The following is a 14,579-nucleotide window of genomic DNA, read 5'->3' on the forward strand; positions in this document are numbered from 1 at the left end:
GGCTGTAAGTGACCCCGCGTTGCTGCTTGAAACGGTGTGAGTTACGCGTGTGCCTTGATGGCTGCGGCGAGGACCTCGAGGCCGTCGATCAGCAGTTCGTCGCTGATGACCAGCGGCGGGAGCAGGCGGATCACGTTGCCGTAGGTGCCGCAGGTCAGGATGATGACGCCTTCCTGGAGGCAAGCGGCGGCCACAGCCTTGGTCAGTTCAGCGTTCGGTTCCTTGGAGCCGGACTGAACGAGTTCGATAGCCAGCATGGCGCCGCGGCCACGGATGTCGCCAACCACGGAAACTTCGTCAGCCAGTTCGCGGAGTTTGCCCAGGGCGAGCTCTTCGATGTGGCGGGCGCGGCCGTTGAGGTCGTGCTGCTCCATGGTGTCGATGGCTGCCAGTGCTGCTGCGCAAGCGACCGGGTTACCACCGTAGGTGCCGCCGAGGCCGCCCGGGTGAACGGCGTCGAGCAGGTCGGCGCGGCCGGTGATCGCGGACAGCGGGAGGCCGCCGGCGATGCCCTTGGCCATGGTGATGATGTCCGGGACAACACCTTCGTGGTCAACGGCGAACCATTCGCCCGTGCGGCAGAAGCCGGACTGGACCTCGTCAGCGATGAAGACGATGCCCTTTTCCTTGGCCCAAGCGGACAGTGCCGGGAGGAAACCTTCGGCCGGAACGATGAAGCCGCCCTCGCCCTGGATGGGTTCGATGATGATGGCGGCAACCTGGTCGCCACCGATCTGCTTCTCGATCATGGTGATGGCGCGCTTGGCGGCCTCGGCACCGGTGATCTCCGGGTTCTCTTCGCGGAACGGGTAGCTCATGGGCATGCGGTAGACCTCGGGCGCGAACGGGCCGAAGTTGGTCTTGTACGGCATGGCCTTGGCGGTCAGTGCCATGGTCAGGTTGGTACGGCCGTGGTACGCGTGGTCGAAAGCAACCACGGCATCGCGGCCGGTGGCCAGGCGTGCAACCTTGACGGCGTTCTCCACGGCTTCAGCGCCAGAGTTGAACAGCACGGTGCGCTTGGCGTGGTCGCCCGGGGTGAGGCGGTTCAGCTGCTCGGCAACTGCAACGTAGCCCTCGTACGGGGTGACCATGAAGCAGGTGTGCGTGAAGTGCGCAGCTGCTTCCTGGACGGCGGCGACGACGGCGGGGTCGGAAGCGCCGACGCTGGTCACGGCGATGCCGGAACCGAGGTCGATGAAGGAGTTGCCATCAACGTCGCGGATGATGCCGCCGTCGGCGTCTTCAACGTAGACGGGGACACCCGAGGCGACGCCGGCAGCAACGACGGCGGAGCGGCGCTCAGCCAGGGCCTGCGACTTGGGGCCGGGGAAGGCGCCGTTGATGTTGCGCTTCTGCTCGATGCGGTACGAGAGTTCGTTCGCGGTGGTAGTCATGGGGTGGTTGCCTTTCTGGGAAATTCGTACGGGTGGGGCGAAGCGCTACGCGTCGAGTGCACTCATCACGTGCTTGATGCGCGTGTAGTCTTCCACGCCGTACATGGAGAGGTCCTTGCCGTAGCCGGACTGCTTGAAGCCGCCGTGCGGCATCTCTGCCGTCAGCAGGATGTGGGTGTTGATCCAGACCGCACCGAAGTCCAGGTCGCGGCTCATGCGCATGGCCGTGCCGTGGTCGGTGGTCCAGACGCTGGACGCCAGGGCGTACTCGACGTCGTTGGCCAGGTCGAGTGCTTCGGCTTCAGTGCTGAACTTCTGCACGGTAATGACCGGACCGAAGGTTTCCTTCTGCACGATGTCGTCGGTCTGCTTGGCCCCGGAGATGATGGTGGGCTCGAAGAAGAAGCCCTTCTCGCCTGCGCGGTGGCCACCGGTTTCGATCTTGCAGTTGGCCGGGAGGTGCTCCACTACCGAGGTGACGGCGTTGAAGTGGTTCACGTTGTTGAGCGGGCCGAAGTAGTTGTCTTCGTCGTTCTGCGAACCGGTGTGCAGGGTCTTGGTGTGTTCCACCATGGCTGCCACGACGTCGTCGTGAACGGAGTCCTCCACCAACACGCGGGTGATGGCGGTGCAGTCCTGGCCGGCGTTGAAGAAGGCGAACTCGGCGATGGCCGCGGCGCTCTTCTTGATGTCGGCGTCCTTGAAGACAATGGCCGGAGCCTTGCCGCCAAGTTCCAGGTGTGCACGCTTGAGGCCCTTGGCTGCGCCGCTGGCGACTGCGATGCCCGCGCGGACGGAACCGGTGATGGAGACCAGCCCGGGGACCTTGTGGTCAACCATCATGGCGCCGGTCTCACCGGTGCCGAGGACAACGTTCAGGACACCGGCCGGGAAGATCTCGCCGGCGAGGCGTGCCAGGACCAGGGTGGATTCCGGGGTGGTGTCCGACGGCTTGAGGACAACGGTGTTGCCGGCAGCCAGGGCGGGGCCGATCTTCCAGATGGCCATGAGGAACGGGTAGTTCCACGGCGCAACCTGGGCTACGACGCCGATCGGTTCGCGACGTACGTAGGAGGTGTGGCCCTCGAAGTATTCACCGGCAGACTTGCCTTCCATGATGCGTGCAGCACCGGCGAAGAAGCGGAGCTGGTCGGCGCCGGCGGCAACTTCCTCGGAAGCGATCAGGGAGCGTACCTGGCCGGTGTTGCGGTGCTGGGCGTCAACGAGTTCGTCGCTGTTGGCCTCCACGGCGTCGGCAAGCTTGAGCAACATGAGCTGGCGCTGGCCCGGCGTGACGTGCTTCCACGTCTTGAAGGCGTCGCTGGCAGCGGTCATGGCGGCGTCGACGTCGGCCTGCACCGAAATCGGCGACTTGGCAACGATCTCCCCATTGGTGGGGTTCACGATGTCAAGGAGACCCGTACCTACCGGCGTAACGAATTCGCCGTTGATGAAGTTCTGCAAGGTTTGAACCACGGTGTGCAACCCTCTTTCGGAGTCTGGGCATGGGTTTAGCTGATCAGAGCCTATGCCAGGGAGGGGGTCCAAGGAATAGCCAGCTGCACACACAACAACCCCCCACTTAGTGCGCTTGACCAGTGCAGGGTTACGCTTTAACCATGGCAATGTCCCTCGCTTCACTCGTCGCTGTCCCCTCCCTGAAACTCCGCCAGGCAGGACTTGCCGAAACCACGCTGAACCAAGACATCAGCTGGGTCGCGGTGACGGAGCTGGAGGACCCCCAACGCTTCCTGAGCGGCGGCGAATTGGTCCTCACCACGGGCCTGCGCCTCAAGAGTGCGGCGGATCAGCGGCGCTTCGTCCGTCAAGCCCAGCGCGCGGGAGCCGTGGGGATCGGTTTCGGCATTGGCCTGACCCACGAGTCGGTTCCCGATGCCCTGGTCGCTGAGGCCAACCGCTGGGGCCTGCCCTTGGTGGAGGTCCCTTACGAGATCCCCTTCATCGCCATCGGCAAGCTCGTGGCCGAGTCCCACTCAGCGGACCACTACTCCAACCTGGAACGGCTTCTGGCCGGGCACCAGATCCTTGCCCGCTCCCTGCTCACCGGCGGTGGCCTCAACGAACTCCTCAAGCAGTTGGGCAGCATGCTCCGCACCGATGTTGTGCTCACCCAGTTCAGCGCTCAGCTCTACAACAGCGTGGCCGGCAAGCCCGCGCCGACGGCGGATGGCTGGGCTTCGTATCCGATTCCCACCGGCCGCAGGGACGCCTGCACCTTGTGGTTGCGGCAGCCTTTCGTCGACTCCGGAATCGTCAGCTACGCGCAGAACCTCATCAGCGTGGAACTCAACAACATGGTCAAGCAGCGCCAGTCCCAGCGTGCCATGGCCGGGCAAGTGCTGGACGACGTCATCCACGGCACCCTGGAAACCATCGAGGCCGCCCGCCGCTTGGCCGGCGTCGGCATCAACAGCACGCGTAAGAACGTAGTACTCGTTGCCGAATCCGCGGCACACCACAAGCAACTGGTCAGCATTTCGCTGCCCCAGGCGCTGGAAGCCGGCGTCAGCGCCGTCGTCGGGAAGGACCTTGTCACCGTCATCAGCGATGACGGCAGTTCCGCTACCGCCTTGGCCAAGAGCCTCAGCGACCACCTGCAGGAGGCCGGTATCCACGCCGTGATCGGAATAGGCGGCGCCTACACGAAGCCCAACGGCCTGCGCTGGAGCTACTTTGAAGCGCGCGACGCCGTGGCGCACGGCTTGCCGGTTAACGAGCCGGAGCGCCTCAGCCTGACGTCCCTGCTCCTCGCCAGCGAGGACGTTCCCCTGGCCGATATGGCCAGCGAGTCGCTGACGCCTCTCCGGAAGTTCGACGCCGCTCATGGGGCCGAGTTGGTGGCCACCCTGGAAAGCTACTTGAACCACAACGGGTCTGTTGCCGCCGTCGCCGAAGCCCTGACGTTGCACCGGAATACCGTGCGATACCGTCTGGCGCAGATCACCGAACTGACGGGCTACGACCCTTCGCAGACGCAGGACCGGGTGCAGCTCTGGCTGGCGTTGGCGGTGCAGCGACTGGGTTCACGCAACCCCCGCTAAGGATCCCCGTCCGCGCACAGCCGGAGAGGTTCGCCACATAACTCTAGACATTAGACATCAAACGTCTAACCTTTAGATATGGCCGCGACGACTCCTCTTACCCCCAGCACCGGAAACATCCCTACGATTCCCACCGCCCAGGCTGCTCCTGCCCTTTCGGTCAACGCAGCCGTCCCGAAGACCCGCGTCGTCGCCGTCGTCGGCATTATTGCCGTGGTCCTTATCGGCCTGAACCTGCGGGCGGGCATCACCAGCGCCGCAGCGCTGTTCCATGAGCTGCAGCAGGTGCTGGGCTACGGCGCCCTGGTCGCGTCCATCCTGCCGTCCATCCCCCTGCTGTGCTTTGCTGTCGCAGGCATGGGAACGTCGTGGTTGACCCGTCGCGTGGGTGTCGAGAAAGCCATTGCCATAGCCCTGGCGCTGCTGGCCGGCGGCTTGTTGGTACGCGGTGTTCCAGTGACGGGCGCCCTCCTCGGCGGTACGGTCCTGGCGATGTCCGGACTGGCGGTGTGCAATGTGGCCATGCCGTCCTTCATCCGCGAGCACTACTCCGAGCGCACCTCCATGATGACCGGCCTTTACACCTTCACCATGTCCGGCGGCGCCACCTTCGCCGCAGTCGTCAGCGTTCCGTTGGCGCAGGAACTCGGCTCACCGTCCATGGGCCTGGCCGCCTGGGGCCTGCTGGGTGTCGCAGCCCTCCTCGGCTTCCTGCCGATCGTCCTGCACACGCACCGGAGCGCCACCAAGACTGATCGGCCCCGCGTGTCCATGTGGCCGTTGCTCCGCACCCGGCTGGGCATCCTGATTACAGCGATCTTTACGTTCCAGGCCTTCCTTGCCTACGCCGTGATGAGCTGGTTCGCCTACATCCTGACCTCCCAGGGCCTCAGCGCTTCAGAGAGCGGCCTGCAGTTCGGTGTCATGCAGCTGGTCTCCGTAGCTGCCGGCATGATCCTCCTTGCGTTCGGCTCCCGGCCCGGCATGCTCCGCCCCGCCCTGTACCTCGCCAGCAGCTCCACGTTGCTGGCCATCGCCGCCATGGTCTGGCTGCCGACGTCGCTGGCGGTTGTCCCGGCCGTCTTGTTCGGATTCGGCTTGGGCATCTTCCCGCTGGTTTTGGTGATCATCAGCCGCAGCGGACGGTCGACGGCGGAAACCACCGCGCTCTCCACCATCGCCCAATCGCTGGGATACTTGATTGCGGCCATTGGCCCCTTTGGCATGGGACTGCTCCACAGCGCCACCGGCGGCTGGGTACTGCCCCTGAGCCTGCTGTCCATCGTGGCCGTGGCGCTCATGGTCACCTGCCACCTGCTCACCAGCAAGCGCACTGCCACCAAGACCGGACCGAGGACTGCATGACCCTGACTCCATCGCATCGCCCGGCCCTGGCCGAGGAGGTCACTTCCAAGCTCCGGGACATGATCAAGTCCGGCGAATGGCCACTTCAGGAGCGCATCCCCGCGGAGCCCGAACTCATGTCCACGCTGGGCGTTTCGCGGGGAACCCTGCGCGAAGCCATCAAGGCACTGGCCCACTCCGGAATGCTTGAGGTACGACGCGGCGACGGCACGTATGTGCGGGCCAACAGTGAGATGTCCGGCGCGGCCCAGCGCATGTACCTGGAGCACACCCAGGAACATATCGTTGAAGTCCGGCTCGGCCTGGACACCCAGGCTGCCCGCCTGGCCACCAAGCACGCCACCGCCGAAGACCTGGCCGAAATGCGACGTCTCCTGGCGCTACGCCACGATGCTTGGCAGGCCGAGGACTATCCCACGTGGGCCAGCGCCGACTGGGAATTCCACGAGCGCGTTGCCTTGGCGTCAGGGAATCCCCTGCTGCACCAGTTGTACGTTTCGTTCGGTGGCGTGTTCCACAACGACCTCCTCAGGCAGCAGCGCAAGGGCGGCTTCAACGGCATCCCCCGCGAAGGGCACGACGAATTGGTGGATGCCCTCGAAGCCCACGATCCCGACGCCGCCGTGCGCAGCGTGTACCGGAACCTGGACTACTGTTCGGACCAGGGCCCGCGGTAACTAGGTTGTTTCGATGCCGGCCCCGGCGGCATCCTTGAACCTGGCATTGATGAGCACCACATCCCGCCCGGCCCGGTCCAGCAAGCTGGCGGCAACACTCGCCCTGTAGCCCGTGGCGCAGTGCACCCAAATTCTGTCATCCGGCAGCTCACTGATCCTTGCGAGGAGCTCGTAGACGGGCACGTTCAGCGCACCCTTGATATGGGAAGTCTTGAACTCGCCAGGACGCCGGACGTCCAACACCATGTCCTCCGGCTCCCGGCCCTTGAGGAGAGCTGTCCAGTCCCCATGCGGGTAGCTCGCACGTGGAGACTCCGGTGCCCACTCACCAGGTTGAGGCCCGACGGCGGCATCCGGGTTGTCGATGCCGATCCTCGCCAAGTCGCGGATCGCCTTATGCACCTCGCCGTGTGGGCCCAGCAACGTGAGCGGTTGGTTCCACGGGATGACCCAGCCCAGGTAGCTGGTGAAATTGTCGCCCTTCCCGTACTCGAAACTCACGCTTCCGTGCAGGTGGCTGTCCGCGAACGCGACGCGATGCCGCAGATCCACCACCCACTCCCCAGCTGTGAGACGCCGGTCAAGTTCCTCCGGATCAACGGAGTCCGGCACGTCCAAGTCCGCAGGGCCAACGCCGGCCGCATTGAGTGGGCTCATGTGGGCGTAATACGCGGGATAGGCCGTGATGTTCTCCAGAAGCTGCGCAACGAAGTGGTCCTCGTTGGAATCCGTCAGGGCGTGGTTGGACTCTGCTTGCTCGCCGATCGTCGATGATTCCTGGTGGCTCGCGGGGCCGATGGAGCAGAACGATCCGAAGCCGTGGGTCGGGTAGAGCGCAGCGTCAGGATGCGCCGAGTCCACCAATCGGCGGACCGACGAGTATTGGTCGTGGGCCAGCTTTGCGGTGTCGTGCGGCGATACCAGGTCCGTCCGTCCGACGGAACCGTAGAGCAAGCTGCCGCCGGAAAACACAGCCTCAGGGCCGCCGTCGTGCGTGTCATCCCGGACCACGTAGGAGAGGTGCGTGTGCGTGTGACCCGGGGTTGCCACCACCGAGACACGAAGGCGGCCAACGTGGAGGACCTGGCCGTCAGTGACGGGAACCCTCACAAACGAAACCTCATCGGCCGCGTTCACCAAGTACGCGGCACCGTGCTTCTCCGCCAGAACCAAACCACCAGTGACGTAGTCATTGTGCAGGTGCGTTTCGGCCACATGCGTGATCCGCACGCCGGCTTCACGGGCAGCCTTTTCAACCCGGTCAATGTCCCGTTGGGGGTCTATCACCACCGCCACAGTGCCGTCATGCACCAGGTAGCTGCGGTCCCCCAACTGGGGAGTTTCGATGACCACTACGTCCATGGTTCAGGGTACCGCGGGTGCACGGAACGGAAGCAGAGGAGCTTACTGTGGTGATTCCTGCACCAGGAATCACCACAGTAAGCTCCTCTTGAGTCAGCCCACCCCTTTGTCTCAGGTTATGGAATCATGATTCTCTTCATCGCTCGGGTCTCCTGAGGCCAGAAACCGGTTCCTCGAAATTGCGATGCTCCAAAAAATGAGAATACCGAGAACTGTTGCAGATGCAAGTGAAAACGCCCCCTCTACCAGCCACTGCAAGAAAATTGAATTAGTGCGCTGGCCCAGCTCCGTTTCTGGTTGACCAATAATGATGGCGATAATCATCGTCATGCCCAATGTGATGGTTGCTCCCCAAAGTGGGGCCACCGAGCCATTCGATTTCTGAGGCGAGAAACGGTTGCGGAAAACCCCCATTGTGACTGCACTGAGAATCACTGTTGCGAGATGGTATTCCCACGCGACCCTCGGAACGATGGCTTGAATAGGGTTGCCTGGAAAATCTGTAATAATCCCGTCATGGGCGTTTCGAGTTTGGATCAAAAGGAAACCAAGGGCAAGTATCCAAGCAACTGTAACCATCATCGACCCGAGCGTTCGAACAACACTGGTGCTGGGCACGTTGCCTAGTCCAACCGGTTAAGAACGAACGCACGCTTCGATGTGCTTCGCGGCAGTTCGACCGTGTGAGGCAAGTCTTCGAGGCCTTCAACCAGGAGCAGTCCGCTTGCCCGATTACTCTTAACCGAATCTGCCCGCAGGGACTTCGATGTCGGGTTGGCTTCCAGTTCGACATCAGCGGGCACCAGATAGGCGGTAACTCCCTTCGCGTTAGCGGCTGACTGATCGCCCCAGAGATGGAGTGAAAGACCACTCTCATTGAAGTGGGCCCGTGTCATGCAAGCCGTTCCGATGTTTCCTGCCGGCGCCTCGAGGGATACGACCATGCAGACTTCTGACCGATCAGAGCTCACAGCCGCATAGTAGGACGCGCTATCTGTCTTCTTTAGCAGGCGCATGGAATCTCTCGCCAGGTCAGACAAGGCATGGCTTGCGGTTACAGCTGAAGGGGGCAGGTCCATTGCCCGCTGCTCTTGGCCTAACGCAGGGACCAAAACGTCCGGATCCAGCGAACCCTCTTTAGTGGCGAGGGCCGGGGACGCGAAGATGGCCAACGCTACGCTGGAGATCGCGAGTGTGGCAGCGGCGGTCGAGCGTAAGTGCTTTGATGAAAAAGTCATTTGCTACTCCTGAAGGAAGAGGGAAGGAAAGCCAGGTCTCAAATGCAATACGGCTTATTGTCGTGACCTGGCACAATCAACCCCTGTTGTCCCTTGAATTTGAAGCCCGTAGCCCCACCAGCAGTCGCCGTGCGTCAAAGCGGCAGGCAAGTGCGTAAAACGGGTACGGGCATGATTGGGTACGTCAATACCTCCATAGACATAACCGCTGTTATCCCCGCGAGTTCGGACGTACAACTTGCCGCCAAAAGTGGAATTCATGAATCCCTCACCGCCGACATTCGTTCCACCGTATCCGCTCTCTGCGTGCTGCCCTTGCGCAATTGGTTTCTGCAATGCGTAGTAGATGTCCGAGGCACCATGTGCCGCGGCGGGAATTCCTAGCGGAATCACAACCATCATTGCCATGACAGCAGCGGATTTTAGATTTCCAACCTTCATTGCTCCCCCTGAGAAAGCGGCGACTACGATGTCGCCGTCGTGAGGGAATGTTTACATCTTTCTGATCATTGCACCAGTTAATCATTTTCTGGAGTGTCAATAATCCCGAATTCGAAGAAATATCTGGATTTCCGCGTCACGAAAGAGCAAAAGCCGTTTCGCGCATTGCGATCTGCGTGCTGCATGATGTGGCAGCTCTGGTCCTGGCAACCGACACTGATCCATGCAAAAAAGACCCACCCTAGTTGGTCCAAGCTGGGTCGTCGATTGATGCTGAACGGTTTGGTAGGTGTAGGGAACACATACTTGGGCGGCCTCTACGAACAACTCTTCGGATAACGAACTAGCTCCAGATATAGCTACTCCCCGAAAGGCAGAACTGATTTCTCAGCTCAACTTCCGGGGAGCAGCTAGATGGGGTGACCCCCTCGTAGTTTTAGACCTGTGCGGCTACGCCATCACGGGAGATGTTGACCATGTCCTCGCGCGGCACCACCTTGATGCGCTCGCGCTTGACCTCAACACCGTGGGAAGTACCGGCTTCGGTGGCTGCTGCGCCGAGGGCGAGTTCGTGGGCGTCCAGGGCCAGCCACCCTTCCCAGCTGGTGAACTTCACGCCGCGGGCGTCAAGGAGTTCCACCACTGCGTCAGCTGCGGGAACCTCGGCCAGCGGCAGGTTTTCGCGGTCTTCAAGGAGGTAGGTGACGGTTTCCAGGGCATCGCCCTTGGTGTGACCGATGAGGCCAACCGGACCACGCTTGATCCAGCCCGTTGCGTAGAGGCCCGGCACGTGCTGGCCGTCGGCGTCCAGGACGCGACCGCCGTCGTTGGTGACGACGCCCTTCTTGTGGTCGAACTCGACGTCCGGCAGGGCCGAACCGAAGTAGCCGATGGCGCGGTACACGGCCTGGACCGGGTAGTCGATGAACTCGCCGGTACCGCGGGCGTTGCCCGTGCCGTCCAGTTCGGTGCGCTCGAACTTGATGCCCGCAACCTTGCCCGGGGTTTCGGCGGAGTCCACGATCTCCACCGGGCTGTGCAGGAAGTGCAGGTGCAGGCGACGGGAAGCCTTGAGCTCGGAGAGGTCCTCAGGCTGCTCGGCGATCCAGTTGGTGAGCGTGCCAACCATGGTCTTGATCTGGTTGTTCGTCTGGACCTGGCGGTCGGACTCTTCGTCGAATTCGAAGTCCTCGGCGTAGAGGATGATGTCCACGTCCTTGGAGTGCGAGAGTTCGCGGAGTTCCAACGGGGTGAACTTCACCTGTGCCGGGCCGCGGCGGCCGAAGACGTGCACGTCCGTGACCGGCGAGCTCTTGAGGCCGGCGTAAACGTTGTCCGGGATTTCGGTGACCAGCAGGTCATCAGCGTGCTTGGAGAGTACGCGGGCCACGTCCAGGGCCACGTTGCCGTTGCCGAGAACAGCGATCTCGGTGGCTTCCAGCGGCCATTCACGGGAGACGTCCGGGTGTCCGTCGAACCAGGAGACGAAGTCGGCGCCGCCGAAGGAGCCTTCGAGTTCGATGCCCGGGATGTTCAGGTCCGCGTCCTTGATGGCGCCGGTGGCGAAGATGATGGCGTCGTAGTGCTTGCGGAGGTCCTCGATGGAGATGTCCGTGCCGTAGTCCACGTTGCCGAAGAAGCGGATGTCGCCGCGGTCCAGCACCTTGTGCAGCGCGTTCACGATGCCCTTGATGCGGGGGTGGTCCGGAGCAACACCGTAACGGATGAGGCCGTAGGGAGCCGGGTAACGATCGAAGAGGTCGATGCTGACGTTGAGCTCGCCGCTCTTGACGGCCTCGCTCTTTGTCAGGATGTCCGCTGCGTACACGCCTGCCGGGCCGGAGCCGATGACGGCGACGCGAAGCGGACGGTCCGCAGAACCTACGGGGGTGCTAATTGACACGGCTGTGTTCCTTCTTCTTCTCAGTTACTGCGGACGCGGGGACGATTGGGGGTGATAGTGCTGTAGTCAGCGGTCTTGAAATGCTGCGGTGCAAACGGGCTGACACGGACCACATCGCCGATCACAATGACCGCCGGGTTGGCCACGCCGACGGCTTCCGCCTGGTCCGCGATGGTACCCAGAGTGCCGATGGTGACGCGCTGGTCCGGCAAATACCCGTTCTCTACGATACCTACTGGTGTGTCCAAAGGCAGACCCGAGCCTGCCAGCTCAGCCGCGGAATCACGCAACTGCGCCACTCCCATGAGCAACACCACAGTGTGATCGGGGCGTGCGGGGACTTCGGACAACTCTTCGTGTCCGGTCACCACGCTGAAGCCCTTGGCCAGGCCACGGTGCGTCACCGGGATACCGGCAGCGGCCGGAACCGAGATTGCCGACGTCACGCCGGACACCACTTCAACCTCGACGCCGTTCTGGCGGCAGAACTCTGCTTCCTCGCCGCCGCGGCCCAGGACGTAGGGGTCGCCGCCTTTGAGGCGGACCACGCGGTTGCCCTTCAGTGCTTCGTCCACCAGGATGCGGTTGATCTCCAGCTGCGGAACCGGGTGGTGGCCGGGCGTCTTGCCGACCTCGATCACGCGGACATCCGGGGCAAGCTCTTTGAGCAGCTCCCGCGGGCCAAGTCGGTCGGCAACCACGACGTCGGCCTGGCCCAGCAGGCGCCTGCCGCGGACCGTGATAAGTCCCGAGTCGCCAGGACCACCACCGACGAGGGCGACGGAGCCGGCGGGCGTCTTACCGGCGGCGTCCGGCTTGCGGTGACGGCGGAGCGGAAGGTCACCGGTTTCCAGGGCGGTGGCAACGGCGTTGCGGAGGGCCATGGCTCGGCGCGGGTCTCCCCCGGCATTGATGGCGATCTTGACGTCGTCCACCACGGCCACGGCGGGTGTCCACGCGGCCGATGCTTCATGGTCCGAGGCGTTGACGCACCAGATGCGCTGCGCTTCGGCGTCGGCCGCTACCTGGGTGTCCACGGCGGATGCGCCAGTGGCGGTCTGAACGAACCAGACGCCGTCGAGGTCTGACGTTCGGTACTCCCGCGGCTCCCAGGTGAGGAGTCCGGATGCGGCGAGTTCGCGAAGGTTCGCGGTGGCAACGGGAGCGACGACGGTGACTTTAGCCCCGGCGTCGAGCAGCCCCTTGGCGCGGCGCTCCGCGACGGGTCCGCCGCCCACAACCAGCACCGGTCGGCCGAGCAGCCGCAGCGCGGTGGGGTAAATGTCCTGTATTGCCATGAAAAAACTGTAGGGCGGCTCCGTAACATGCTTCAAAGGCTTGGAAACACCCGGTAACGCTGGGTAATCCAACGTCACATACTGCCCCGCTAGTTCGGGGAAACCCTGTCTTTAAGCGTCAGGTAGTGGGCCCGCTGCTCCTTGCCAAGATGCTCGATGGCGTAACGAAGCGTGGTGCGCGGCATGGTGGCTGCGTGTTCGTCGAGGAACGCCAGGAGTCGTTCGCGGCTGCTCCGGCCAGCGTCGCGTACCCAGCCGCCCACGGCCTTGTGGATCAGATCCTCTTGGTCTGCGAGCAGGATCTGGGCGATGGCGAAAGTGTCATCCAATTGGCCCTCGCGGATAAACGCCGACGTGGCGACGATGGCTGTCCGGCGCTCCCACATGTCCTCCGAGCGCGCCAGTTCATACAGCGGGTCCCGTGGCTTGTCCATAAGCCACCCACCCACCACGCGCCCCGCCCCCAGGTCCACCAGGTCCCAGTTGTTGATGCGGTCGTGCCGTCGCAGGTACAGCTCGTAGAGGCTTTGGCGTACCGCTTCCGTGGTCTTCTTCTTCTGCGCTTGGAGCGACATGATCTTCACGGCTCCAGCCCGCGCCTCGTGGATGTCTTCCTCCAGCAGCTGCTCGATCTCGTCCAGCGGCATGACCGCGAACTCTTTGGCAAGCGTGAATACCTCACCCATGCGCACGCCCATGAAGAAGTCACCCTCGGCATAGTCACCTTGGCCGGTCTTGAAGTACCGCTGGTATTTGGCTTGCTCGACGTCGGACTGCCGCATCTTCAGGCGCTCCAGGAACCCGACGGCGGTGGGCTGGGTTCCCGGCGCCAGCGCGGCAGGCTTTCCGGAGTTTCCCGCCTTGGGCGCCTTCCCGGTTATAGGTGTCTTTCCAACCTTGGGGGTCATCCCTCAATAATGCGCCTAAAAGACGGACCAGCCAGTACGGGTAGTGAATTCGTCCAGCGCGGCCACGCCAGCCACGGAATTCCCGGAGCGCCCCAGGCCAGGACTCCACACGCTGATGGAGCACTTGTTGGGGACCACTGCGACGATGCCGCCGCCGACGCCGCTCTTGCCGGGAAGGCCCACCCTGTAGGCGAATTCACCCGCGGCGTCATACGTTCCACAGGTGAGCATCACGGCGTTGATCCTCTTGGTCTGCGCCGGAGACAACAGCAGGCTTCCTGCGGCTCCGAGGCCGTTGGACGCGAGGAACCGGGTTGCGAGCGCGAGGTCTTCGCAGGTCATGGCCAGGGCGCATTGCTTGGCATACGAGTCCAGGACCTCATCCACGGGGTTCTCCAAGTTGCCGCAGCTTGCCAGGAAGTGGGCCAACGACGCGTTGCGGTGGCCGTTCCCCAGTTCGGAGGACGCCACAACGTGGTCCGTGTCGACGTCTGCATTGCCGGTCTCTCGCCGCATCAGGTCCCTCACGGCGTGGGCAGCGTTGCCCGTCAGGCTCAGGAGCCGGTCGGTCACCACGATGGCACCGGCGTTGATGAACGGATTTCGGGGTATGCCTTCCTCACTCTCCAACTGGACCAGCGAGTTGAAGGGGTTGCCCGAGGGTTCCCGGAAAACGCGCTTCCAGATGCGGTCCCCGTCAGAAGCCAGCACCAAGGCGAGGGCGAAGACTTTGGAAATGCTCTGAATGGAGAACTCCACGTGAGCATCTCCGGCCGAGAAGACTTCGCCGTCCCGCGTGACTACGGAGATCCCGAACTGGTGCGGGTCCACTGCTCCGAGTTGCGGGATGTAGTCGGCCACTTTTCCTTGACCGACGTGCGGTTGAACTGCTCCCACGATGTCATCGAGGAGATTCTGGATATCCATA

Annotated in this window: 13 protein-coding genes; 3 read left to right on the top strand and 10 right to left on the bottom strand. The window is 63.0% G+C overall.

The annotated features are described in order from the left end of the window. Positions 1–41 precede the first annotated feature (41 nt). Together gabT and J3D46_RS21775 are read right to left on the bottom strand one after the other, a co-directional pair. Positions 42–1,397 (bottom strand): 4-aminobutyrate--2-oxoglutarate transaminase, encoded by a 1,356-nt coding sequence (gene gabT / locus J3D46_RS21770; RefSeq protein WP_231340699.1) that lies wholly within the window; start codon positions 1,395–1,397, stop codon positions 42–44. A gap of 45 nt (positions 1,398–1,442) precedes the next feature. Further along, positions 1,443–2,873, bottom strand: a complete 1,431-nt coding sequence (locus J3D46_RS21775; protein ID WP_231340698.1) for a gamma-aminobutyraldehyde dehydrogenase — start codon at positions 2,871–2,873, stop codon at positions 1,443–1,445. A gap of 143 nt (positions 2,874–3,016) precedes the next feature. Between J3D46_RS21775 and J3D46_RS21780 the strand changes: the two genes are divergently transcribed. The 3 genes from J3D46_RS21780 (at position 3,017) to J3D46_RS21790 (ending at position 6,501) form a co-directional block, all read left to right on the top strand. Then, positions 3,017–4,459, top strand: coding sequence for a PucR family transcriptional regulator (locus J3D46_RS21780; protein WP_231340697.1), 1,443 nt, complete (start codon positions 3,017–3,019; stop codon positions 4,457–4,459). A 78-nt stretch (positions 4,460–4,537) separates the two neighbouring features. Continuing rightward, entirely contained in the window at positions 4,538–5,824 is a 1,287-nt protein-coding gene (locus tag J3D46_RS21785) for an MFS transporter (RefSeq protein ID WP_231340696.1), read from the top strand. After that, on the top strand, positions 5,821–6,501 hold the full coding sequence (locus J3D46_RS21790) for a FadR/GntR family transcriptional regulator (RefSeq protein WP_253468797.1): 681 nt from the start codon (positions 5,821–5,823) through the stop codon (positions 6,499–6,501). The genes J3D46_RS21785 and J3D46_RS21790 overlap by 4 nt, the downstream gene beginning before the upstream one ends. On the opposite strand, the gene J3D46_RS21795 is transcribed toward J3D46_RS21790, so the two are convergent. The 8 genes from J3D46_RS21795 to J3D46_RS21830 all read right to left on the bottom strand — a co-directional run bounded on the left by J3D46_RS21795 (position 6,502) and on the right by J3D46_RS21830 (position 14,578). Further along, positions 6,502–7,863 carry an MBL fold metallo-hydrolase gene (locus tag J3D46_RS21795; RefSeq protein ID WP_253468799.1) on the bottom strand — a complete coding sequence of 454 codons (1,362 nt, stop codon included), beginning with the start codon at positions 7,861–7,863 and terminating at the stop codon, positions 6,502–6,504. Between the two features lie 111 nt (positions 7,864–7,974). Next, positions 7,975–8,445 carry a hypothetical protein gene (locus J3D46_RS21800; protein ID WP_231340049.1) on the bottom strand — a complete coding sequence of 157 codons (471 nt, stop codon included), beginning with the start codon at positions 8,443–8,445 and terminating at the stop codon, positions 7,975–7,977. A gap of 41 nt (positions 8,446–8,486) precedes the next feature. Further along, positions 8,487–9,101 (bottom strand): hypothetical protein, encoded by a 615-nt coding sequence (locus tag J3D46_RS21805; protein WP_231340050.1) that lies wholly within the window; start codon positions 9,099–9,101, stop codon positions 8,487–8,489. Positions 9,102–9,155: 54 nt separating this feature from the next. Next, entirely contained in the window at positions 9,156–9,542 is a 387-nt protein-coding gene (locus J3D46_RS21810; RefSeq protein ID WP_253468801.1) for a hypothetical protein, read from the bottom strand. A 436-nt stretch (positions 9,543–9,978) separates the two neighbouring features. Next, a complete protein-coding gene (locus tag J3D46_RS21815) occupies positions 9,979–11,445 on the bottom strand; it encodes an FAD-dependent oxidoreductase (protein ID WP_253468803.1) in 1,467 nt (488 codons plus the stop codon). Positions 11,446–11,465: 20 nt separating this feature from the next. Continuing rightward, positions 11,466–12,743, bottom strand: a complete 1,278-nt coding sequence (gene cobA / locus J3D46_RS21820; RefSeq protein ID WP_231340053.1) for a uroporphyrinogen-III C-methyltransferase — start codon at positions 12,741–12,743, stop codon at positions 11,466–11,468. Between the two features lie 89 nt (positions 12,744–12,832). Beyond that, positions 12,833–13,651 carry a DNA alkylation repair protein gene (locus J3D46_RS21825; RefSeq protein ID WP_231340054.1) on the bottom strand — a complete coding sequence of 273 codons (819 nt, stop codon included), beginning with the start codon at positions 13,649–13,651 and terminating at the stop codon, positions 12,833–12,835. A 15-nt stretch (positions 13,652–13,666) separates the two neighbouring features. Next, positions 13,667–14,578 carry a glutaminase gene (locus J3D46_RS21830; protein ID WP_231340055.1) on the bottom strand — a complete coding sequence of 304 codons (912 nt, stop codon included), beginning with the start codon at positions 14,576–14,578 and terminating at the stop codon, positions 13,667–13,669. Between the last annotated feature and the right edge of the window lies 1 nt (position 14,579).

Origin of the sequence: Paenarthrobacter sp. A20, from assembly GCF_024168825.1 — a bacterium.
In the GTDB taxonomy this organism is placed as follows: domain Bacteria; phylum Actinomycetota; class Actinomycetes; order Actinomycetales; family Micrococcaceae; genus Arthrobacter.